At 60.3% G+C, this 23919-nt stretch carries 16 protein-coding genes and 1 pseudogene; 12 read left to right on the forward strand and 5 right to left on the reverse strand.

Annotated features, from left to right (window positions below):
- Positions 1-85: 85 nt before the first annotated feature.
- A complete protein-coding gene (locus AC0L3N_RS05835) occupies positions 86-1141 on the forward strand; it encodes an acyltransferase family protein (RefSeq protein WP_473546291.1) in 1056 nt (351 codons plus the stop codon).
- An 802-nt stretch (positions 1142-1943) separates the two neighbouring features.
- Here the strand turns inward: AC0L3N_RS05835 and AC0L3N_RS05840 are convergent.
- Both AC0L3N_RS05840 and AC0L3N_RS05845 read right to left on the reverse strand, forming a co-directional pair.
- Entirely contained in the window at positions 1944-3233 is a 1290-nt protein-coding gene (locus AC0L3N_RS05840) for a glycosyltransferase family 4 protein (RefSeq protein WP_473546292.1), read from the reverse strand.
- Positions 3234-3256: 23 nt separating this feature from the next.
- A complete protein-coding gene (locus tag AC0L3N_RS05845) occupies positions 3257-4219 on the reverse strand; it encodes an NAD-dependent epimerase/dehydratase family protein (protein ID WP_123149518.1) in 963 nt (320 codons plus the stop codon).
- A gap of 325 nt (positions 4220-4544) precedes the next feature.
- On the opposite strand from AC0L3N_RS05845, the gene AC0L3N_RS05850 reads away from it, so the two are divergent.
- The gene (locus AC0L3N_RS05850) at positions 4545-5885 is read left to right on the forward strand and encodes a nucleotide sugar dehydrogenase (protein WP_473546294.1); all 1341 of its coding nucleotides are present in this window, start codon (positions 4545-4547) and stop codon (positions 5883-5885) included.
- Between the two features lie 206 nt (positions 5886-6091).
- Here AC0L3N_RS05850 and AC0L3N_RS05855 read toward each other — a convergent pair whose 3' ends face one another.
- Both AC0L3N_RS05855 and AC0L3N_RS05860 read right to left on the reverse strand, forming a co-directional pair.
- Complete coding sequence (locus tag AC0L3N_RS05855) at positions 6092-8374, reverse strand: FG-GAP repeat domain-containing protein (RefSeq protein ID WP_473546296.1); 2283 nt, start codon at positions 8372-8374, stop codon at positions 6092-6094.
- A gap of 1 nt (position 8375) precedes the next feature.
- Entirely contained in the window at positions 8376-9200 is an 825-nt protein-coding gene (locus AC0L3N_RS05860; RefSeq protein ID WP_473546298.1) for a PIG-L deacetylase family protein, read from the reverse strand.
- Positions 9201-9332: 132 nt separating this feature from the next.
- Between AC0L3N_RS05860 and AC0L3N_RS05865 the strand changes: the two are divergent.
- Both AC0L3N_RS05865 and AC0L3N_RS05870 read left to right on the forward strand, forming a co-directional pair.
- Positions 9333-9488, forward strand: a pseudogene (locus AC0L3N_RS05865) (glucose-1-phosphate cytidylyltransferase); the annotation flags it as partial.
- 694 nt (positions 9489-10182) lie between these two features.
- Positions 10183-11628 carry a lipopolysaccharide biosynthesis protein gene (locus AC0L3N_RS05870; RefSeq protein ID WP_473546300.1) on the forward strand — a complete coding sequence of 482 codons (1446 nt, stop codon included), beginning with the start codon at positions 10183-10185 and terminating at the stop codon, positions 11626-11628.
- Between the two features lie 354 nt (positions 11629-11982).
- Here AC0L3N_RS05870 and tssH read toward each other — a convergent pair whose 3' ends face one another.
- Positions 11983-14733 (reverse strand): type VI secretion system ATPase TssH, encoded by a 2751-nt coding sequence (gene tssH, locus AC0L3N_RS05875; RefSeq protein ID WP_473546301.1) that lies wholly within the window; start codon positions 14731-14733, stop codon positions 11983-11985.
- 333 nt (positions 14734-15066) lie between these two features.
- Here tssH and tssA point away from each other — a divergent pair, with 333 nt between their 5' ends.
- Genes tssA through tagH form a run of 8 tightly spaced genes read left to right on the forward strand, consistent with a single transcriptional unit; the run spans position 15067 to position 23919 of the window.
- On the forward strand, positions 15067-16236 hold the full coding sequence (gene tssA / locus AC0L3N_RS05880) for a type VI secretion system protein TssA (RefSeq protein ID WP_473546303.1): 1170 nt from the start codon (positions 15067-15069) through the stop codon (positions 16234-16236).
- A 6-nt stretch (positions 16237-16242) separates the two neighbouring features.
- Positions 16243-16782, forward strand: a complete 540-nt coding sequence (tssB, locus tag AC0L3N_RS05885) for a type VI secretion system contractile sheath small subunit (RefSeq protein ID WP_123149512.1) — start codon at positions 16243-16245, stop codon at positions 16780-16782.
- Between the two features lie 3 nt (positions 16783-16785).
- Positions 16786-18291 (forward strand): type VI secretion system contractile sheath large subunit, encoded by a 1506-nt coding sequence (gene tssC, locus AC0L3N_RS05890; RefSeq protein WP_077382162.1) that lies wholly within the window; start codon positions 16786-16788, stop codon positions 18289-18291.
- Between the two features lie 60 nt (positions 18292-18351).
- Entirely contained in the window at positions 18352-18801 is a 450-nt protein-coding gene (locus tag AC0L3N_RS05895; RefSeq protein ID WP_473546358.1) for an Hcp family type VI secretion system effector, read from the forward strand.
- The gene (gene tssE, locus AC0L3N_RS05900; protein WP_473546305.1) at positions 18788-19543 is read left to right on the forward strand and encodes a type VI secretion system baseplate subunit TssE; all 756 of its coding nucleotides are present in this window, start codon (positions 18788-18790) and stop codon (positions 19541-19543) included. The genes AC0L3N_RS05895 and tssE overlap by 14 nt, the downstream gene beginning before the upstream one ends.
- Position 19544: 1 nt before the next feature.
- Complete coding sequence (gene tssF, locus AC0L3N_RS05905; protein WP_473546308.1) at positions 19545-21419, forward strand: type VI secretion system baseplate subunit TssF; 1875 nt, start codon at positions 19545-19547, stop codon at positions 21417-21419.
- Positions 21383-22450 (forward strand): type VI secretion system baseplate subunit TssG, encoded by a 1068-nt coding sequence (gene tssG / locus AC0L3N_RS05910; RefSeq protein ID WP_473546310.1) that lies wholly within the window; start codon positions 21383-21385, stop codon positions 22448-22450. Before tssF ends, tssG begins: the two co-directional genes overlap by 37 nt.
- The gene (tagH, locus tag AC0L3N_RS05915) at positions 22447-23919 is read left to right on the forward strand and encodes a type VI secretion system-associated FHA domain protein TagH (protein ID WP_473546311.1); all 1473 of its coding nucleotides are present in this window, start codon (positions 22447-22449) and stop codon (positions 23917-23919) included. Before tssG ends, tagH begins: the two co-directional genes overlap by 4 nt.

Genomic DNA, 23919 nt, shown 5'->3' on the forward strand with positions numbered 1-23919 from the left:
TCACTTTGACGCGCTCTGCCCTAACGGGTCTCCTTGCTGAGATCGCAATGCCCGACGCAAGAGGTCACTTCTCGAAGGCTATCAAATGAGTGATTTCGACTTACGAAGGCCCAACGCTCTAAGCTTCTTCCGGCTATTCTTTGCGTCGCTTGTTATTATATCCCACTCGCCGGAACTTATAGATGGGAACTCGAATCGTGAGGTGCTGAAGAACATCTTCGGTACGTTGACCTCCGGCCAGGTAGCTGTTTACGGCTTCTTCTTCATTAGTGGCTTCCTCGTGCTCGACAGCGCGATGCGAAGCAGCATCTACGCCTTTATGTCCAGACGTGTACTTCGTATAGTTCCGGGTTTTGTTGTGGCATACTTTATCAGCATTAGTCTGGTATTTTGGCTGGGAGGTGGTGACTTTGATGAACTATCTCCGAGCCAGTGGGCGGCTAAGCTTTCCAAAATGGCGCTCTTGCTGAACCCGGCGCAGGTAGGATCGGCGTTTGCCGGGTCCCATGCACCAGATGTTAATGGATCACTATGGACTATTGCATACGAGTTTCGCTGTTATGTGCTTGTGGCAATTGTGGTATTCTGTCTCGGTCGCGCCACGCTTGTCTTTTCGATCATGTCAGTGTCACTGGCCATAATCCTCGTTAGTTCCATTTCGCAAGGTGTCTACTTTCGCTACGACCTTGGAAACTTTGAGCCCATCGGTAACGTGGACGATGCCGTACGTTTTACCATGATATTTTCCATTGGGGCGTTGTTTCAGCTGCTCAAGGAGAATGTGAGGAGGAGCAATCGGGTAGCGCTTTTGTGCTGTATCCTTCTCATAGGCGGGATGTGCTCGGAACGGCTAGCGCCCCTCGCAGTGGGCGTGTTTGGAGGTTATCTGGTCCTGTATTTGGCGTTTCTAAACGAGAACAGCGTCTTAAATTCGATTAACCGAAGGAATGATATATCGTACGGCGTGTATCTCTACGCATGGCCGATTCAGAAGCTACTGATCATGTATGTTCCGGCAATCACGCCTACGCAGCTGACGATCTTGACCTTGCCTATAGCAGTCTGCGCGGGCTTTCTCAGCTGGCATCTTGTTGAGAAACGCGCGATCCATATGCGGCTGGCGATCCTCCGCACTGCATAGTTCGGCTGTCGTTGGGCGGCCGGTGCCCATGTTTGAAGACGACCTCGGTCGAAGCCGACGGCTCCGCCCGTCGGATAGACGCGGTTTCGCTCGCCGGACCGCCAGCACATGCTCGACGTGCCAGTTCCCATTGGCGTAGGAGGCGGGCAGAATGGTTACCACAGTCCATTGATGCCATAAACGACGCGATCGCCCGGGCCTTGCGCTGAAGCCCTCGCGCCTGGCGTCGTCGAGTTCATAGATCACCTGTGGGCGGTGCGCACTTAGGACCGACCGCTTCGGCGAACACACAGATGGTGTCGAACTGTTAGGCCGAGCGCTCTGCTCAATCGCGGCAGCGCTTTGCGGCACCGGTTCAAATGCGTAGACGCGTCCTGCCGCCCCCACGCGGCGCGGCGCAATCGATGTCGTAGACATACGTCACCTGCGTTCAGGTTCGATGCAAGTGGCTGCTGGACCGGCGGCTCGTAGGCGCCCCGCGCAAAATCTGGGTCGCCGCTCGCGTTACGATCCTGAGGCCACCCGCCTCGCCACCAGCAATGCGTTGCGATTTGGAGAACAGATTGCGGAGCGTTACAGCCAGGTTCACTCGGCCTCCTTCACTCCGCCCTTTGGGCTGGGTGCACCTGACGGCCGTTCGGGAAGAGAACGGCGGGCCTGACGGGCCCATTCCAATCCGACATGGGTTGGCCGTAGACCGATACGCTCACCGGGTTGAGCGCTACACTGAGGGTCGCCGCATGCGCATCACATCGGCCTACAAGCTGCGAGGCACTTGGCGATCGCCGCCCACCGCTAAAGCTCAATGGCTCACGATCTTTGTGGAAACATGGACCCGCGTGCCTGGGCGCAGTTTCTGATAGACGGACTTGAGCCGTTCTGCGCGCGCCTCCCACGAATACAGCTCGACGGCACGCTTGCGCCCTTCGCTTCCCATTTCGCTTGCCCGGACCGTATCCTCCAGCATCGTGATCAATGCCTGGGCGAGATCGCCAGGAGCATCGACTTCGACCAGCATCCCGGTGCTGCCAGCTAGAATGGATTCACACATCCCGCCCACGCGCGTTCCCACCACCGGTATCCCGCAGGCCATGCCCTCCACGACCGATATTCCGAAGCTCTCGCTGAGGGACGGATTCACAACAATGTCGGCCTGATGGTACGTCGCTACGAGGTCCTTGTGGGGCACGTTGCCCACGAAGTGAACTCGATCACGTAACTCGTGGCGCTCGATGAGTTCCTCTAAATGTTCCCGATATTTGCAATTGCCCCAGCGATCGTAGAAACGGCTCAACGCGGTTACCCGCGGATCCGACGAGAGGCTGGTCAGGAAGTCCACCGGAAGCGGAGAATGCGGCCCTGCGATCCGAAGTTCCACGTCCGCGAACCTGGCCGCAACCTCACTGAAGGCCTCGATCAGTGTGTGAAGCCCCTTCTCTGGCGACACCCGCCCAACGAACAGGATGACACGTCGGGTTCTGGTGGATGCGGAAGCCCGCTGCTCGCTCGGCCGAAAGTAAGAAACGTCCACGCCATTACCGACAGTGGCAACGACGCCAGGATAGTCCGGGAATGCAGAACGAAAGGTCCTTGCGATGTGGTCGCTGACGGCGACCACCGCATCCACCACCTTGAGCTGACGGGCCACCTGATCGCGGTCACGCTGTGACAGCCACTCACACTGCATCTCAAGCACGAGCCGATGAGATGAGCTGGCTGCCTTCAGTTCCCGGCACCATGCCCAATAATTCATCAAATGGACGATATCTGGTTGATCGACAGCGAGGTAGCGACGAACCTTGTTACGATATTGCGAGTGGTCATCGGCCTTCCCTTCCAGCCGCAGCCAGCGCGCCAGGCGCGGAAACTGGTGGATGATCCGCTGCAGCGCGCGGTCACGCCGCGCCGCAGCCCGCCGCACCGCGAACGGCAGGTCCGCGGGCACCGTGTCGTCTCGATAATGCTTGCCATAGAGCGTAATCTGCAGGCCTTCGCCGAGCCGCAGCGCCGTATTGTAGACGATCAGACCGATTGAGTTTTGAACAGGCGGAAAAAGTCTATCGTACGGCTGGCCGACGTATACGAGCTTCATATCACTCCCCACCGTCAGCTCGTTCAGGCGACTCTTCTAAGTGCAGGGCGGTCTTCCGGTCGGGAGAGGTGGTCGGCGAGGCGGCGAATGCCCTCTTCGAGCGGCACCAGGGGACGGTTCAATATAGCCTTCATCTTGTTCGTGTCAGGACAGCGGCGCGTCATGTCGCCCTCCGCAAGGGGCGGTCGGAATTCCAACTTCGATGACGAGCCCAGCACGTCGATGACAAACTCGGCCAGCTGTCGAATGCTCATTTCCACGTCGCTGCCCACGTTGATCACTTCGTTCTCGTGCGCGCGCGTTCGATGAACCGCGATGCAAGCGTCAACCGTGTCGTCGACATAGCAGAAGGTGCGGGTCTGCGAACCGTCCCCGTAAATCGTCAGGGGCTCGCCGCGCTGGGCGGCACGCACAAATCGCGGCAGAACGAAATCCTCGCTCTGACGTGGTCCGTAGGTGTTGAAGAAGCGAAAAATGGTAAATGGCAGTCCAAACTCACGCTGAAAAGTGCGCAGATAGACCTCTCCAAGATTCTTCACCACTGCATACGGCAGACGAGAGTTAAGCGGCGTGGTGCTCTCGTTTTGAGGAATCTCGAAAGGCTCGCCATATACCTCCGATGACGAAGCGAAGTAGACACGCTCGGCGCCGGTGTTCTTGCATAGCCTCAGCACGTTCTCGATACCGGTGATGTCGCGCAGCACGAGCAACGGATTTGCCAAAGTCCGCTGCACACCGACCACGGCTGCGAAGTGGAAGACGTGGGTGAAATGGAAGCGGTAGAACAACGATGAGATGTCGTCGAAATCGTTCGCATCCGCCTTTACTACGGTCAGATTGCCCGCGTCTATTTGTACCTTGTCTCGACTTCCGGTCGACAGGTTGTCAGCGACGACCACCTGGGTCTGAGGTAGCTTGACCAACGCGCGAGTGAGGGCACTGCCGATATTGCCCGCTCCACCAGTTACCAGGATCGATTGCGTCATATTCCCCACCTCGACCGAACAGTTTAATCGACTGACGCAGTGTGCGTCCCTTCGCCAAACGCGGCATCTTCGATCTCGCGAGCGAAGGTGGCTCCCAGATCCTTTAGGATGTCGCTTGAAAGTTAAATGTGGCAGCGCAAGGTTTATTTGACAACGTGGCTTGGGGTAAGCATTTCGGCTGTTCTCCCAATGGTGCAATCCATGCTATTTTCAGCTCTGGGGTTGGCTAAGCGCATACATTTTGCTGATTGCTGTGGACTGCTTCCCCGCGGTAATTGAGGCGATCCTTTATTGTCGACATTGAAGCGAAAGTTGCCAGCATCTCATGCAGACTGCTCCAGACCTTCAGGAACTGGTTAACCGCATCCGAACGCGGGACTACACCGTTGGCATCATGGGCCTCGGCTACGTTGGTTTACCGCTCGCCATGATCTCGCTGGACGCGGGGTTCAAAGTCATCGGTTTCGACATCGACGCGTCTCGGGTTGCACTTCTTAACCGCGGAGAAACAGGCATAGATCATCTGCCTGGTGCTTCCATCAAAGTGGCTGTCGACAGCAAGCGGTTTCGCGCTACCAGCGATTTCGCCGACCTAAGCGAACCCGACGCGATCTTGATAGCGGTGCCAACGCCGCTCACCAAAAACCGGGAGCCGAACCTGTCGTTCGTCGAAAACAGCGCACGTGCGATCGCGGAGCGGCTGCGCCCTGGTCAACTTGTCGTTCTGGAGTCGACGACCTGGCCAGGAACGACGCGAGAGGTCGTGCAGCCGCTGCTCGAGGCGACGAATCTTTCTCTAGGAAAGGACTTTTTTCTCGCCTATTCGCCCGAACGGGTGGACCCAGGCAACGACGTACACACCACCGCCACAGTTGCAAAGGTGATAGGCGCCGACGACCCATCGTCCCTACAGGTTGCCAAGGAACTGTACGACCAGATCATCGTGCAAACCGTTCCCGTGGCCTCCACCGCAACGGCAGAGGCTGTGAAGCTGACCGAGAACATATTTCGCTCTGTGAACATTGCGTTGGTCAATGAGCTAAAGGTGATTTTTGACAGGATGGGCATCGACGTCTGGGAGGTGATCGAAGCCGCCAAGACCAAGCCGTTCGGATATATGGCGTTTTATCCAGGCCCCGGCCTCGGCGGGCACTGCATCCCGATCGACCCATTCTACCTGACCTGGAAGGCAAGAGAGTACGAAATAACAACACGCTTCATTGAGCTTGCCGGTGAAATCAACACGAACATGCCGCATTATGTGGTTGACCGCCTTGTGGAGGCCTTGGACCGGCGAGCCAGCCGCGGCCTGAGCGGTTCGCGGATCTTGGTGATCGGGATGTCCTACAAGAAAAACGTGGGTGACACACGAGAAAGCCCATCGTTGAAGCTGATCGACATCATGGAGCGACGCGGGGCAGTCGTTGATTACCACGATCCCTACGTACCGGAGATACCCGGAACAAGAGAGTACGCCACCCTGGCAGGTCGCCCCTCTGTGGATATCTGCGCTAGCAGTTTGGCATCGTATGATGCCGTTGTCATCTCGACAGATCATGATGCGATTGATTGGCAGAACATCACCAAGCACGCAAAGCTGGTGCTCGATACCAGAAATGCTTGTGCGCGTAGTCAGTCACGCACCGACAACGTCGTAAAGGCATGAGCGGCCCGACTTGCGCACTGGTTTGGTCAACCTGCTATCGACAACGTCGAATGGTTTAACACGTCGAGCGGTTGAATTCATTCAGCGCATCGCATTTTCCCGGACTTGAGCGTCGAGGCATGAGCGCCCGCGCAGCCGTGTAAACAGGTGGTGCCGGACGAGGTCGCTACGGTTCATGCGGCGCCGGCCGAAGCTCCCCCTCCCCGTCAGCGGGCCTTTTGGTCGCCATCAGCATGCTTGCCGACCGCGTCATTCCGCCAGACATGGATCGCTTCGAATGCGTCCCATGCGATCGACACGATGTCGAGATCCCCGTCACCGTCGAGGTCGACCGTCCTTGCTCCCAGATGGCTTTCCATCCCTTCGCCGACCAGCTGCTCGATGAACCGTCCCCCACCCAGATTATGCCAGCTCGAGAGGCGAAGTGCGCCGCGATGCTCGCCCATGATAAGATCCGGCCTGCCGTCCCCGGTCATATCGGACACGGAAAGGCTATTAAGGGAACCGCGCGAGGTGATTTCGTGTTGCTCCCAGTCGGAGGAGCTGTCGCCGGGGTTGTGCCACCAATACGCCTTAGCGCTGTCGGCTTTGCCATTTTCCTCGGTCACGACGATGTCCGCACGTCCATCGCCATCAAGATCGGCGGCCGCCACGCGGTCGGGATAGACCATTTCAGGAACTTTTCCAACATGCCGAAGCTCCCAGTCTGGCGAGCCGTCACCTGGATTGCGCCACCATGCGGCCGTCTTTGCATCGCCGGTCGTGGCGACAAGGTCAAGTAGACCATCGCCATCGATATCGGCGAATGCGATCCCTTCATCAGACGCTTCGACGCAGATGCGGGTGCGCGGCCATGGCTCGACTGTTGGATCGTCAGGAATCTTAAAATAGAAAACCCCACCGCCACTCGAGACCGCCAGCTCCGGCTTCCCACCTTTTACGATCTGGGCTAGCGCATGGCCCTGAGAGCCGAGCTCATGACTGGCGGCGGGAACCTCTCCGATCCCGTGCACTTCAAAGCGGTGCGCTTCGATGTCCTCGGCATGGAGCCACACCAGGTGCAGCGCCCTGCCTCCGCCGCGCTGTGCTATGACCTCCCCGCGCCCATCACCATCGAGGTCCAAGGCTGCGACCGCGTCCACACCCTCGGCAAGCGGGGTCCGTTCCCATTCTGTGATCCAGGCTTCGGACGGTTGACGGTACCAGAACGGACCCGAGATGATGTCTGTGCGACCATCACCATCCATGGCGGAAAAAGCGAGCCCAAAGGAGCGGACTTGCCCGTTCGTGATACGATGATAGGTCCAGCGGTCGAGGCGGACCGATGCAGGCGGATCCAGCCGATTGATCCACACTCTGACAGGCGGGTTGCCCACCCAGTTCGCCCCATAGATGTCAAAATCGCCGTCCCTGTCGACATCGGCGACGACACCGTTGTGGAGACCCACATCGTCGATCACTTGACGGGCCCAGCGCGTTCCTTGCCCGTCAATATTGTAATGGATCGCGAGTTTGCGCTCCTCGGTCGTATGCATCTGCCCGACCACAACATCGTTGTCCCCGTCTCCGTCCATGTCGGCTGCCTGCAGCGTATGGGCGCCCGCGACAGAAGGCTGAATGACATGGCGGATCCAGCGGCCCGTCGGTCCGGCGAGGGGCTGGAACCAGGCGACGTCGTCAGTGTGCTCGGAACTCGAAGTCAGAATGTCGGCGCGGCCGTCCTGGTCAAGGTCGGTGACGAGCGCCTTGAATGCAGGATTGAACGGACCAAGCTCGTAGCTGCGCCATAGTGCTGGATCGCGTGCTGCCGCTGCTCCTGGATTCGACGCCCATACTCCGTGCAGGACGAGATCGACATCAGCATCGCCGTCTATATCACCGATTGCCATTCCCTCTTCGCCAAAGTTGAAGAAGAACAAACCCACGCGGGTCCAGGAGCTGGGGCTTTCTTGGAAGAAAATCATCACTTCGCCAGGCGCCCGAACGACAATATCAACGAGGCCGTCCCCGTCGAAATCGGCCGCCTTGATGTCTTTGCCCCAGCTGCCGACTGCACCGATTTCCCGACGCTTCCAACTGGGACCGTGGGTCGGGTTATCATTCGGCCGCGGGTTCTCGAGCCAGACGAGATTGACAGCTTCGGACCCATCGGCCGTGACGATGTCGGGATCACCGTCCCCATCAATGTCGGCAAGCACGCCGTCGGTGGTGAACTCGACGCGGGGCCTCGCGATTACGGTGTGGACCAGATCGGGCCACCGCCACCAAGACATCGCATCCTCGGGGAAGCCGCCAAGAACGAAATCTAGTCGATTATCGCCGTCTATATCGCCAACAAGCTTTACGTCTCCTGAATAGGGGGCGATCTCTTTGCGTTCAAAAACAAGACCCGACTCTAGAATTTCTTCGGGAGGTCCCTGTCCCTGAGCGGCGTCGCAACTTGCGAGGGTGTACCCGATCATAAGGACCGCGATCAGGCGGCCAAACATGCTAAATGTTGATTTCGTAGCGTGTGAACATTTCGTAGTCGGCCAGCAATCGCTCGACGAAATCTCCCCCCGACAAGTCCGACAGCGTCCGCCATTCATCTTGGTTCTCCAGGCGCTGCATCTGCGACGCATGCGCCGCCAGCGCTTCACGCTTTACGCCGATAACATCGCCAACATAGGCGAGGCTATTGAGCGTGGACGGCGCCCGCAGCCCTGCCGCCGTCTTGATCGTTTGCCGCAAAGTAACACGCCACATATTCGGCAAATCGCCCCACAGACTTGTCCATGGCCAATGGTACCAATACCAGACTGGATACTCGAATACCGTGACAGGGCGACCATAGGCACGAAGCGCCGCGCGAACTGCTGCATTGACGGCGACATGATCGGAAGTCGGATCCATTGCATGGTTCACGAAAACGCTCTGCGGCCGCCATGAGTTGAGCATCGACACGACCGCATCTGTTATCTCATGAACGTGATGATTGGCCGCCCCGTCTGGAAGGCGTAAGAATGTAACACTTTCGGATGATACGCCCAGACGATGAACTGCTTCGATGGCTTCGGCCTCGCGTGTCGCCCGCAAGGTTTCAGGATGCATAAGGTGGCGATGAGACGCGGCGCCATCGGTGACGAAAACAAAACGGACCTGGGCGCCCGAGGCAATCTTTTTGGCCGCAACGCCACCGCAACCCAGCGTCTCGTCATCCGGATGCGGCGCAACAATGACAGCCGACGCTGACCAGTCGCCTATCTCAAACGGCCTAAGTCGCAGTCGCAATTGACTATCAAGCATGGTGCTGAAGGTCTGCCTAAAGGTCCACATCGGTGCGCTTCCATCATCCGTTCGCTCGCGTCGTTGAACGCCGATCGCCCATGGTAACAGAACTCACGGGCGTTCGAGACCCGTGTTTGCTGGTGGGGAAGGCTTTATGAACGTGGGGATCCCCGCGGGGGATTGGGGACACGGCCGGCCGAGGAAACAGGAGAGCCGCCCAAGCCGATGGTCGAGATCGGTCCGATGCCGATCCTGTGGCACATCATGATGCACTACCACCGCTACGGCCATCGCGACTTTGCCATCGCGCTTGGATACAAGGGCGAGTACATCAAGACAGCTTGACGGTCCACGCCGCAACCCAGGGATGTGAAACGCCACGCTGCGTGACTGGCGTGCGCTGAAAGAGATGGTCGAGCAGGGATATAGCCTGGAAAGGTCATCGCCGAGCGGACCGAGACAGCTGCTAAGCCCGCTTCTTGATCGCCCGCGCGGGTGGGCGTGTGGAACGCGGGATGGTCAATCGGTAATCAGTGTGCACCAAACAGACATACGCCGTTTGGGGACGTTTACGTTCCCACGCTCCGGCGTAAGGTTTGGCACGATGCACTCGAACGAATTCCAATCCCAGCAACGCGCCCGCCGCGATGACATCAGGATATCAGCCGTAACACCGCCTAATTTGATTGCGCTAAAAAGAGGATCTCCAGAGGAGCTGCCTATGACCAATAAGAACTGGATGCAGCCACCCTTCCTCTCCAACCACAGTATCCTCAGCCATGGGTGCTTGTGGGTGGTGGAATAGAATGACGAGCAAGCACGCTAAACGCCGTCCGTGTCCCGCGACGGCTCTGCGTTCGCGAGGTTCCAGCTCGACAAACGATAGCTGGAGAGAGGTCGACGGCTCTCCTTTTTATTCACGTAGACCAGGCCAGATCGCTAGCGGCGCAGCCGTGAGACGAAGACGGAAAGCCTTGGCTGCGCGATCGAAAGTCGCAGGCCTGTCTGCCAACGGGCAAAGAGACGTGCGATGACATCGATCGGCGCGAAGATTGTCAGCGGCGCAGCCTGGGCAGCAGTCGAAACATGGGGTCGGCAAGCAGCCATGTTTGCCGTTTTTGTCGTATTGGCCAGGCATCTCGGACCTGAAGCATTCGGCCTCGCCGCCCTCTCCATGGTTGTACCCGTCATTCTTGCTGTTCCGGTCACGATCGGAATACCGGAGGCACTCATCCAGCATCCTAAAATCGAGTCCTCACACTTTGACTCGGCCTTCTGGCTTCTCACCGCGACCGGCGCGGTGATTAGCGGGCTCATCTGGACGTCTGCCGGTTTGATTGCTGCAGCGTTCGGACAGCCCATTCTCGAAGATCTCATCCGCTGGAGCAGCGTGGTCGTCGTAATTCAGGCTCTCTCGTCGGTACCTGCGGCTGTGTTGAAGCGCCAACTCGAGTTCCGCTTGTTCGCGTTGCGTACACTTGCCGGCACCGTCGTCGGCGGCACACTCGGCATCGTCTTGGCAATAGCCGGTTTCGGGGTATGGAGCATGATTTGGATGCACCTTGCGAAAGCGGCTGTGGAAACCGCTGTCCTTCTCCTTGGCAGTTCTTGGCGGCCCGGTCTGACCTTCTCCTATGCAAAGGTTCGTGACCTATTAGGATTTGGCGGCCCGCTTATCGTCCAGACTTTTTGGAGTTTTTTGAACGAGGAAATTCCAAAGGTCCTACTCGGTACGTTCCTCGGCCCCTATGCGGTCGGAGTCTATGCTCTCGCCCGTCGTCCGCTCGACCTTCTGGTGCAAGTATTCCTCAGTCCGCTGATGGCTGTCACAATGCCCACCGTGGCACGGATTCAAGATCAACCCGAAAAGATCGACCGTTTCTTCAACACGATCGTCCGCATGGCCGGGATAGCGGGATTTCCTGCATTCGTCGGATTTGCCGCGATCGCACCGATCGCGGTTCCCTTTATCTTCGGCCCGCAATGGGCCAGCGGGGTCGTCGCTGTCCAGATTCTCATGCTGCTGGGCCTGCAACGCACTATTGACAGCCTCTGCGCGTTTACGATCCTTGCAATGGGTCACTCCAGGTTGATCCTGAAGTTGAACATAGCTTACTCTGTTGTCGCAACGATGCTGTTGTCCGTCACTGCGCAGATCAGCCTCGAGATGACAATGGTGGCGCTCGTAGCCTGCAGCCTGGTCCTCCTACCCATCTTCCTCTTCTACGCTCAGCGCATCGCGCGTATCGACGTGCTGAGACCCCTTGAGATCTTCCCACGACTGGCTCTCGCCGCCCTCCTGATGTTCGGCGCCATCAGCGCGTGGCTACGCAGCGCGCCTGAGCACGCCGCCCAGGAGACACTCCTTATTGGCGCAATTGTCCTTGGGGCCTCTGTCTATGGTACGGCTCTCTTCGTGCTGGTGCGCTCTGACCTGTTCAATGCGCGAGACTTGTTCCTCAGGCTTCGCGGCTAGTTTGGTGTCGGGCGCGGCCTGTAGATGCGGGATTTCGAGGTACCGATACTGCCCTCCATCCTCTTTGATGCACCTTGGGCCTGCTTTGGCCAGAGCACGGAATGCCTGCGACTTCGCTGGGCGGCCTAGTGTGCCGGGAAAGGGCAACGGGAAATGGGAGAAGACCTTGGGCATCCCGCGCTGCTGCAGCAAGGGTTTGCGAGATCGAACCGCTTTCCCAAACCGCAACCGCGTCTATGCGTGAGACAAGGTTCGCGACAGCGTTTTGAGACGGCTCAGTAAATGGCCCCCCTCCACCCCAGGCGGTCCTACGGCTCCGGTGCCAAGCACTGGAGCTATAGAATTGCTCCTGGGCTATTCGAAGGAATAGGTGAATCCTCCTTCGGAGGCTCCGACAGTCACTTTCGTCATCTTTTCGCCCTCGAGCGACCGGTTCAGCACGCCGCGGCTCAATTCCGGCAGAAGCGTGTTTGTCAAAATGGCGTCGATCATTCGGCCGCCGGATTCGATCTCGGTGCAGCGGGCCTTGACCAGATCCATGACACCGTCACCGATCACCAACTCGGCATCGTTGCTTAAGCGCAGCCGGCGGGCGATCTTGGCGAACTGATGGCGGGTGATCGCTTCGATCATCATGTCCGAGAGCGGGTAGTAAGGGATGGTTACCACCCGGCCAAGGAAGGCCGCGGGGAAAACCTTCAATAGCGGGGCACGCAATGCGGTGTCGAGATCGTCGAGCCCCGCCCGTACCGTGCCGCTGCTGGTCCGGTCCATGATGACTTCGGAACCGACGTTCGAGGTGAGCAGGATCAGCGTGTTTTTGAAATCGATCCGCCGGCCTTCACTGTCGTCCATCATCCCCTTGTCGAAGACCTGGAAGAAGATTTCATGCACGTCCGGATGCGCCTTCTCGACCTCGTCAAGCAGGATCACCGAATAGGGCTTGCGCCGGACCGCCTCGGTGAGGATGCCGCCCTTGCCGTAGCCGACATATCCGGGTGGCGCCCCCTTCAAGGTAGAGACCGTGTGCGCCTCCTGGAACTCGGACATATTGATCGAAATGAGGTTCTGCTCGCCGCCGTAGAGCGTCTCGGCCAGGGCCAGCGCGGTTTCCGTCTTGCCGACGCCCGAGGGACCGCAGAGCAGAAAAACCCCCACTGGTTTTTCGGGCGCGCCGAGCCCGGCCCGGCTGGTCTGCACGCGCTTGGCAATCATTTCCATGGCGTGGTCCTGACCGACCACGCGTTCGGACAGAGTGGCGGCGAGCCGCAGCGCCTTTTCGGTCTGGCTCGACAGCATCCGGCCAGTCGGAATGCCGGTCCAGTCCTGCACCACGGCAGCCACGGCATTGCGGTCGACAGACGGCAGGATCAGCGGCGTCTCGCCCTGCGCTTCGGCCAGTTCGGCCATCAGCTCGCGCAACCGCGCGAGATCGGCAGCCGGGTCGGGGGGAGAAGGACCGGCAGTGCCCGTTGCATTCGCATCGGTTTCAGGCATTTCGATCTCAGGCGCATCCGCACTTGGTGTTTCGGCGACCGCCTCCGGAGTCTCCACGGCATCGAGCGGCACACCCTCGCCGCGCAGCCTGGCGCGCAATTCGAGTATCTCGCCAACCAGCGCCTTTTCCCGATCCCAACGTTGCTGTGCGGCAGCAAGCGTGAATTCGGTCTCGGCAAGCCCGGTTTCGACCCGAGCCTGCCGGTCGGCCACGCCGATGCCGATCGCCGCCTCGCGGCCGATAATGGCGCGCTCGACCTCCAGCGCCTGGCGGCGGCGCATAATGTCCTCCACCTCGGCAGGAGTGGCATGCTGCGAAATGGCGACACGGGCGCAGGCGGTGTCGAGAAGGCTCACGGCCTTGTCGGGCAGTTGCCGCGCCGGGATGTAGCGGTGGGACAGGCTGACCGCCGCCTCGATCGCCTCATCGAGGATCTGCACCTTGTGATGCTGCTCGAGGACACCGGCGACACCGCGCAGCATCAGAACGGCCACCGCTTCCGACGGCTCATCTATCTTGACTACCTGGAAGCGACGGGTAAGCGCCGGGTCCTTCTCGATGTGCTGCTTGTATTCGGCCCAGGTCGTTGCTGCGATCGTGCGAAGCTCACCGCGCGCCAGCGCCGGCTTCAGCAGATTGGCCGCATCACCGGTTCCTGCCGCGCCGCCGGCGCCGATCAGTGTGTGCGCTTCGTCGATGAAGAGGATGACCGGCGTTTCTGAGGATTGCACCTCGTCAATGACCGCCTTCAGCCGTTTTTCGAATTCGCCCTTTACGCTTGCGCCCGCCTGCATCAGGCCGACATCGAGCATACGCACGCTGACGCCCTGCAGCGTCGGCGGCACGTCGCCCTCAGCAATGCGCAAGGCAAAGCCCTCGACGACCGCGGTTTTGCCGACCCCGGCCTCGCCGGTCAGGATCGGGTTGTTTTGCCGGCGTCGCATCAGAATATCGACGATCTGCCTGATCTCAGGATCGCGCCCGACGACCGGATCGATCTTGCCGTCGAGGGCGCGCTGGGTCAGGTCGGTTGCATACTTCGCCAGCGCCGAATCCCCGCCCGCAGCCCGCCGCGGTGTTTCGGAGGCGGGAACCGCAGTCGAGGCGCCAGCTTCGAGTGAACCCTCCATGACATCTGCGAACCGCGCAATGACGGCCTGTGCATCGATCTTGTCGAATTCGCCGCTTATCTTTGACAGCAGCCCTTCCAGCACCGGCGTCTTCAGGCAGGCGAGCAGAATATGCGCACTGCGGACTTCCTCGACGCTGAATTCCAGCCCCGCCAGGCTCCAGGCTTCCTGGATGGAGTGAAAGATGTGATCGGAAAATTCCTCGATTGAAGTGGCGCCGTAAGCCAGCTTGTCGACTGCGCGGGTCATATCGGCCGTGAGCCGGCTCGCATCCACCCCGGCGTCTGCCAGTATTTGTTGCACATCCGAGCGCTCGGAAAGCACCAGTTGTTCGACGAAGTGGACGAGCTCGACATAGGGATTGCCGCGCAGTTTGGCGGTGTCGGCCGCAGCCTTGAAGGCGCGCAAACAGACAGGATTGAGTTTGGCGACCAGTTCCTTGCGTTTAAAGCTCTGCGACGACCGGCGCTGTTCCATCGAACTTGCCCCTCCAATCTGCCAGCCAACAAACTGCCACATAAGCAGCGACTTGACAAAGAGGGTTTATGAGCGGGCGTCCGGGTGTTCGATTCAATCGACTTCTTCCGTCCCGGCAGAAGCCGGCGACATCGGCTACAACAGCCATGGAAGGCCCCGCCTGTTTGCGATGCATTCACATACGGGGTTCGACAATCGCACCAGCGATTTCGAGCTCAGGTACCGGCTTGCAAGCTTCCATTAAGATTGAGCAACAACTAAATTGTGGTAAAGTGTCGCGGTGTGGTAACGTTGGGTCAGGCACGGCCCAAGAGCCGCTCGCTGGGGGATGGTGTGATCGATCTCGCACTCTGGCTGAATCCGCTGGACGGTGAAAATCCGTCAGGGGAAGACTTGCGCAACGATCCAGCCTTTCATGAGTTGGAGCGCCTCACGGAACAACAAAAAAAGGTCGAGTATCAAGGCAACGACAAGTCGGAAGTCGATGTTCCGATCGACTGGCCCGCGGTGCTCGCCAAGGCCGAAGAGCTGCGTACGCACGGCCGAGACCTGCGCCTCCTCGTCATCGTCACGCGTGCTCTGGCCAACGAGCATCGGCTTGCCGGGCTGACTCACGGCCTGACCCTCATCGTGCAAACCTTCGATCAGCATTGGGAAACCATGCATCCGGCCCTGCGGTCCGGTGCCACGCCACGCGACGCCGCCCTGCGCCGCATCAATGCGCTGACTGACCTTCAGAACAGCCAGGATGGCCTGCTCAAGGACCTGCGGAAAATGACGTTTTTCGCGCCGCGCGCCATCGGGCCGGTCCTCGGCGAGGACCTGGAGAAGGGTTCCCTCGAAGAGCGCGTCATGCTGCTTGAGGCTGCCTCGGGGCTGAACGCGGCCGAAAAGGCAGCGCTGGCGAGCGCGCACAGCCAACTGTTGAACCGGGTGCGCAGCGCATGCGCGACACAGATCGATCAGGCCGGCGCGGAGATGACGTCGCTCATCGCCGACGCCCGCGCCGCGATCGCGGCTCTCGATGCGGTCGAGGCCGCCCTCAACGCTCGCGTCGAAGGTGGCGCCACCGCTCCGGAATTGAAACGGTTTCTGCAGCGTGTACTGACGACCCTCGAACGAAACTCGGCCGCCGGGGCCACCGCGAATGGCGCCGCGAAGCCAGTTTCGGCGCCTGCGGAACCGGCAACGCCTGCTCGAAACGGTCATGGAGCCGATCCTATGGCAAGTGTGGCAAGCTACGCGGCGCCCGCCAGCAGCAGCCTACCCGACCGGATTTCCTCGCGCGACGACGTCGTCAAATGCCTCGACCTCGTCGTCGCCTTCTATGACCGCACCGAACCGTCGAGCCCGATCCCGCACCTCGCTCGCCGCGTGCGCCGGATGGTGCATATGGATTTTGTTGAACTGATGGAAGATCTCGCCCCGTCGGGGCTGAAGGAATTCCGGCTTCTTGCCGGCGTTCCCGATGCCAAGAAGACGGCCCAGAAGGATGAAAGGTAACAAGCCATGGCAGCCGAAAGCAAAGCGAAGGTCATCGAACGAAATCGCGCACCGCGCGTGCAGATTGCCTATGACGTGGAGACCTACGGCAGCCCGACGACGATCGAACTGCCGTTTGTCATGGGTGTGATGGCCGACCTCTCCGGCGCCTCACAGACCAGGGAAGCGTCGAAATCGGTGCTGGACCGCGCCTTTGTCGAGACCGACGCCAACCGCTTCCCCAAGTTCATGGAGGCACTCGGGCCACGCGTCAAAGCCCGAGTGAAGAATACACTACCCCAGGCTGAAGGCGCCGAACGGGACGAGGAACTGGCGCTTGACCTCACCTTCACCAAAATGGGTGATTTCGCGCCGGACAAGATCGCCGAGCAAGTTCCGCAATTGGCCGAAATCCTCAAGATGCGTCGTCAGCTCGAGGAACTGCTCGGCTTCATGGACGGCCGTGTCGACGCCGAAAAGCGTATAGCGCAACTTCTGAACAACGAGCCGCTTCTCGGCAAGATCGCCAACCAGGCATTATCCGACGACGACAAGGTTCAGGAGTAAATCATGGCCGAACAACAAAAAACCGCAGCCGTTGCCGCTGAGGCGGAAGCCATCGACCTCGGAGAATTCAGCGGGCTCCTCGAGAAGGATTTCAAGGTCAAGAAGGACGACAGCGAGAAGCTGCAGCAACTCGTGCGCAATCTTGCGCTCGCGGCGCAGTCCCGCTCCGATACCACGACCATCTCGTCCAACGCGATCAAGTCGATCAAGTCGCTGATATCAGGCATCGACAAGATGCTGACGACCCAGGTGAACGAGATTCTGCATGCGCCGGAAGTGCGCGAAATGGAAGGCACATGGCGCGGCCTGTGGTATCTCGTCAACAACACCGAGACGGATCAGAAGCTGAAGATCCGGGTGATGAACATTTCCAAGGTTCAGCTTGCCGACACGCTTGAAGACTATGAAGGCCAGATGTGGGATCAAAGCCCGATCTTCAAGAAGGTCTATACGGACGAGTATTCGATGCTGGGTGGCGAGCCGATCGGCTGCCTGATCGGCGCCTACGAATTCTCGAACCATCCGCGTGACGTCGGCCTGTTGCGCAACATCTCGGGCATCTGTGCCTCCGCCCATACGCCGTTCATCGCAGCCGCCGACCCGCGGCTGTTCCGCATGGACAGCTGGCAGGAACTGCCGAACCCGCAGGACCTGCAGATGATCGTCTCGAACCCGGCCTATGCCTCGTGGCAATCGCTGCGCGAGAGCGAGGACGCGCGCTACATCGGCCTGACCATGCCACGTGTTCTGGCGCGACTGCCGTATGGCTCGGAAACCGTTCCGGTGAAGGGCTTCACTTTCGAGGAAGAGGTCCACGGCGACCACAACAAATATGTCTGGATGAACGCCGCCTTCCCGATGGGCGTCAACATAAACCGCAGCCACAAGCTCTATGGCTGGGGCACGCAGATCCGCGGCGTCGAGAACGGCGGCACAGTGATCAACCTGCCGGTGCACTCCTTCCCCACCGACGACGGATCGATCGCGATGAAATGCCCGACGGAAGTTGCCATCGACGACCGGCGCGAGGCGGAACTGGCCAAGCTCGGCCTGATGCCCATCCTGCACCGCAAGAACACCGATCTCGCAGCCTTTATCGGTGCGCATTCGCTGCAGGACGACGAGACGCGCGCCGGGCGGCTGGTCGATCCCGACGCCCAGTCAAATGAACGGCTGAGCGCCAACCTGCCCTATCTTTTCCCGGTTTCGCGCTTTGCGCACTACCTCAAGGCCATTGCGCGCGACAAGATCGGATCGTTCAAGGAACGCTCCGATATGCAAATCTGGTTGACCGAGTGGATCAACCGATACGTGCTGGCCAACCCGGCCTTTGCCGACGACAAGGCGCGCGCCAAGCGCCCGCTTGCCGCGGCTGAGGTCCAGGTCGACAGCGTGGAGGGGCGGCCGGGCTATTATAATGCCCGCTTCTATCTGCGTCCGCACTACCAGCTGGAAGGCATCAACGCCTCGCTCAGGCTGGTGTCGGAACTACCGTCCGTGAAGACTTGATTCGCAGCAACAACACCTTGTTCTGTTTAAAAGCGGAGGAGAAAGACAATGCAAACATCAATGAAGATCGATGGCTTTCTAAAGGTTCCGGATATTCCAGGTCCAAGCGTTCGAGACGGCCACGAGGAGGAAATCGAAATCCACGGGGTCGATTACAAAATGGTCTCGCCATACGATCCGAATTCGATCTCGCGCCGCGGCCGTGTCTCCTTGGGCATGATCAAGTTTACCAAGCACTATGACAAATCCTCGCCCTATCTGAAAAAGGCGCTGTTCGACAACAAGCTTCTGGGCGAAGTGGTGTTTTCAGCACGGCGGACCATAGATGGGGAGACCAGCGATTACCTGGTCGTCACCCTGACCGAGGCCTCGATCATGGAATACGGCATGCAGCAGGCCGAAGATGAGGCCGACCTGATCGAGGAAGAGGTCAGCTTCGCCTACAAGACGATCAAATTCGTCTATGACGGCAAGGACGAATGTGAAATGGATGTCTATGTCGGCAAGTGAGGCCCGGCGGCCCGGCGCCGACAAGCTACAGGTTGCCGGCAGTTCGCGAGCGAAACGCGAAGCGGTCCAGCCCTCTCTCTGGGATCGCCTCGTCAATGACCTGCCGGGCGTGGCCTCCGAGATAGACGGTCTGCGCCATGCCTTGCAGGACGAGCTGGGTGCGGACCGTCTGGACGCTTTCGTTGCGGGCAGTGCGCGGCTCATCGACGCCGACGCGGAGCTGACTCCCGATCAGAAGCGGCGCCTGCACCGCCTGGCCTTTCAGACCCAACACCGCGCGGAGATCGAAAACCGTGGCGTGGTCGTATCGGCCCGCGTCCTCAGGGAGGCAGTGCGGCGCGACATCGAGGCCTTGTTCAACACCGAGCGTTTTGAAGCTGTTCCGCTTCTTTCCGATTTCGAATGCGAACAGGCCGCAGACAATCCGCCGTCGCTGGCCGATTTTCCGGAGGTGCGCCGAAGTGTGGTCAACTACGGCGTGCCTTCCTTTTCGGGCCGTTCGTCCCGCGACTTTGATCGCGAGACCCTGGCGCGCGAGATCCGCTCGGTCCTTGCCACCTTCGAGCCCCGTCTCAAGGAAGGCGCAACAAAGGTAACGGTGACCCTCGGTGACAAAAGTGTCGGCCTGAAGATCGAGATAGACGCCGTTCTGATCATGACGCCGACGCCGGAACGCATGCGCCTGCGCACCACGATCAATCTCGATAACGGCCTGGCGCGGACCGAATTCAGGGACAGCTGAGATGGATCGGGTCTTCGTAGAATATTACGAGGAGGAACTGACCCATATCCGCGGACTCGCGGCGGAATTCGCCGACATGCATCCGGCGGTGGCGCGCAATCTTTCGCTGGATACGGTCCCCTGCCCGGATCCGTATGTCGAGCGGCTGCTTGACGGCGTCGCTTTCCTCGCTGCGCGCACCCGATTGAAAGTCGATGCCGAGCGTTCGCGGTTTTCACGCAGCGTCCTGGATGTCCTCTATCCCGATCTGGTTACGCCGGCGCCGGCAACGGCGATGGCAGTGCTGAAACCCGGCCAGCAGGTCCAGTCGATGATTGCCGGCCATGTCGTCAAGCGGAACACGCGTCTGGTGTCCAGTCTGCAACCCGGGCTGTCGACGCGCTGCACATTCACCACCGCGCAGGAAACGACGCTGTGGCCGATAACGATTACGTCGGTCAGCTATTTCCAGGATCGCAGCGGGTTGGCAGCGGCCGGCATAACACCGATCGGCGGCGTTGGCGGCGAAGCGGCGCTGCGTATCACGCTGGGTCGGGCCGGAAAAGGCAAGCTCGACGAATTGGCGCTTGACCGACTTGATTTCTATTTTGCCGGGCGCACCAAAGCGCCATTGCTGTTCGACGCGATTTTCGGCGCCTGCTCGGCCGTTGGTGCACGCGCCGAGGGCAAGGCAAATCCGCTAGCGCCTTTGCCAGGCCCCGAAATGGTCGGCATCAGCGACGACGAGGCGTTGATGCCTCGTACCCGTCCGACATTCGAAGGGTACCGTCTGCTGCGCGAATATTTCATGATGCCCGAGCGCTTTCACTACGTGCGGGTTTCAGGACTGCAATCGGTCGTGCGCAGATGCGAGGCCGGGCTCGAGATCATCTTCATGTTCCGGCGTCCAGTACCCGAACTTGCCGATGTGACGCCGGCGGATTTCGAACTTTTTGCGACGCCGATCATCAACCTCTTCGAGCGCGACTGCAACGTCATCGAGCTTGATCCGCGCAGAACGCGGCAAGTGCTGCATGCCGACCGCACGCGGGCTCGGGACTTCGAAATCTATCGGGTGACCCGCGTCGAGGACGCCGACACCGAGGGGACCGATGCCGAAATTCCGGAGCTCTTCAGCCTGGGGCAAAACCGCGGCAATGGCTGGGTCTATTCCACCGAACGGCGCCCTCGCCGGGCCACCGAAGATGAACGGCGCGACGGGTTGACCCGCACTTCATACACCGGAGACGACGTTTTCCTATCGGTTTCGCGGCCGGTCGGAAGCCCGGCGAACCGGCCGCTGAAGCGTGTCGACATCATGGCGCTTTGCACCAACCGCGACCTGCCGATCCTCGACGACAACCCCACGTTGACGCTGGAGACAGGCGACCCGGTCGAAACGGTCCGGCTTCTCGGTGCGTTGCGCCCGCCCCAGCCGGCTATCCCCGCCGCGCTGCCCGCGGGCGCCGAGGGCGAATCCCGCGCCGACAATCTTGCCTGGCGGCTGGTGGCGCAGCTGGCGCTCAACTTTCTCAGCCTTGCCAAGGAAGGCCGCGGCGTCGATCCGCTGCATGCGCTGCTCGATCTTTATGCCGACCGGGGAGATCCGAGCCTCGCCCGCAATGTGCACTCGATCGTTCGCATCGACTCGCGGTCCGTCATCGAACGGCTGCAGATCGATGGGCCGATGTGCTTTGGACGAGGCACGGAAGTGACATTGCATGTGGACCAGTCGGTGCTGGCAGGGCAAAGCACATTGCTGCTTTCAGCCTTGCTTGCACGGCTGTTTGCCCGTCACGCCGGAGTAAACGGCTTTGTGCGGACCCGCACGCGGCTGCTGCAGAAGCAGGAGGATGTGCCATGGCCGATGACGCCCGGCAATCGCTACCTGATCTAGACAAATTCGACCTGGACCGGGTCGAAGAGCTGGATGATACATTCGATTTTTTCGAACTGTTGCGCCGGCTCGAACGCAGGGGCGGGCTGTTCGGCTATTCCGGCCACGCGGATCGCGAGCCGGCAAGGCTCGGGCAGCATGTGCGTCTTAGCTTTTCCGCCAAGGACGTGGTTGCGTTCCGCCAGGCGAAGGACAAGACGCCGGCCCGGGTTACGGTTGCAAATCTCGGGCTGATGGGACCGGAAGGCCCGATGCCGCTTCATTTGACACGTTGGGTGCTCGATCGTCTGTCGCAGCGCTGGTTCACCGGCGCTGACGCACGGCAGACCAGCGACACGACGTTCGTGGACTTCGTCAATATTCTCCAGCACCGCATGATCGCCCTGTACTATCGGGCCTGGGCCGACGCGCATCCGGCGGTACAGGTCGAACGTGCGGTCGGCGGCCGGGTAAGGGCCATGCTTGAAGCCATGGCGGGAATCGGACTTCCTGGCACCCACAATCCCGATCTCGACGCCGTGAAGCTTCGCCAGGCGGCGTCGCTCGCCAGCCAGGTCGACGGTCCGGAGCGGCTGACGCTGTTCCTGGCGGAAGCGTTCAAGGTGCCGGTCCAGATCAAGGAGTTCGTTGCCGCCTGGATGACCATACCGGCGACGCTCCAGACCCGACTTGCCCAAGCTTACGCGGTGCTGGGTCGCGGGGCGACGATCGGCCCGCGCGTTTTCAGCCGCCAAAGCAGGATCGAACTCCGCGTTGGCCCGCTCGGGTATGAGGAGTTCAAGACGTTCCTGCCGGGCGGTCAACGTCTGAAGATGTTCAAGCAGGCGGTTCGCGACATGGTCGGGGAATCGCTCGACGTCGATCTGCGGATCGTGCTCGCGCGTGAAGCGGTGCCGCCGCCCCGTATTGGAGCGATACAACTCGGCCGAACCACCTGGCTTGCGCGGCCCGCTGAAAGGGGCGATGCTGACGACATGCGGCTGCGGACAATTGTCGGATGGCGGCCGGAAATGGCGGAGGTCGCGGCATGAGTCTGCTGCTGACGCTGGAGCACGGACCACGCACCCAGGCGGTACGGCAGACCCGGCTGGACGAGGGTGAACTGGTGATCGGCCGTAGCGCGGACGCGGGCTGGCAGATCGACGATCCCGACATGTTCGTTTCGCGCGCCCATTGCAGGATCACCGGCGGGCGGGATGGATATTTCGTCACCGACACATCAAGCAGCGGCTTGTTCATAAACGACTCCGACAGCCCGCTCGGCGCTGGCACCTCGGTCCGTCTTCAAAACGGCATGCGGCTGAGGCTGGGCGACTACATCGTATGCGTCGATCTGCAGACGTCGGCCGCTCAAGCACCGGCAGCCAGCCAATCGTTCGCGGAACCGTCGCCACAGGCATCACGAGCGCCGGTAAGCATCGGCCGCGATGATTTCTTTTCAGCCGCGGTCGAGGAAGAGCCGCGACGACCGCGCCCCGCCGATCTGCCGAACCCGTTCGAGCAGCCGATTCCAGGAGCGTTCGAGCGCGCCAACCAGCGCAGTTCGCCTGCCTTCGACGACCCGTTCAGTCTCGACCCGGTATCAACGCCCACACCGAATGGCCCTAGCTATTCCGAATCACGTGGTGGGTCGGGCCCAGCAGATCCATTCAGCCTCGATCCGACGCCTTCCGGTGCAAGCGAGCCCGTTGCAGGCCAGCCCGCTCCAGGAAGGTCATCCCAATTCGATGACGATTTCGGTTTCGGGCCGGCCGCGTCGCCCGATTGGAGGAACGGCGCCGGCTCGGCCGGTCAACGCAAACACGTTGCCGGAAGGCCGCAATCGGCCAATCCCTGGGATTTGCCTGGCCAGGCGGCAGAGATCCCTCCTCCGCCACGTCCCGGCCTTGCTCCCAGACCCGCTCCTTCCCCGGCAGCAGCGCAACAGGCGAACACGGCGCTTCGCACCGCGTTCTTGCGTGGCATGGGCATTGAGGAAGCCGATTTTCCCGGACGCGACAGCGTCGCGGAAATGGAGAAGTTCGGTCGCGAGTACCGGCTCATGATGGAAGGCCTAATGCAGCTGCTGCGCAAGCGAGCCGAGGAAAAGGGAAATGCTCGCGTCGCCCAGACGGTGGTGGGGGCCTCTGAAGTTAATCCGCTCAAGTTTCTGCCGACGGTCGACGACGCCATCGTGACCCTTATCGCGGAGCGCAGCCCCGGATTTCTGGCCGGCGAAGCGGCAATCGCCGACGCGGTCCGCGATCTCGCGCATCATCACGTGCGCGCCTGGCGAGGCGTGCAGTCGGCCTTGCGGCGAATGATTGACCGTTTTGACCCGGCAGCGATCGAGGAAGAGCTCAAGTCGAGTTCCGCGATCGGCACCCTGCTTTCGGGCGGGCGCAGCGCCAAGCTGTGGGAGCTATACCAGAAACGCCATCGTGAAATCGCCCAGAGTGCGGAATCGAGCTTCCTCGGCGAAATCGGCGCTGATTTTCGGGACGCATATGAGGAGGAGTGA

This window comes from Mesorhizobium sp. WSM4807 (assembly GCF_055811615.1).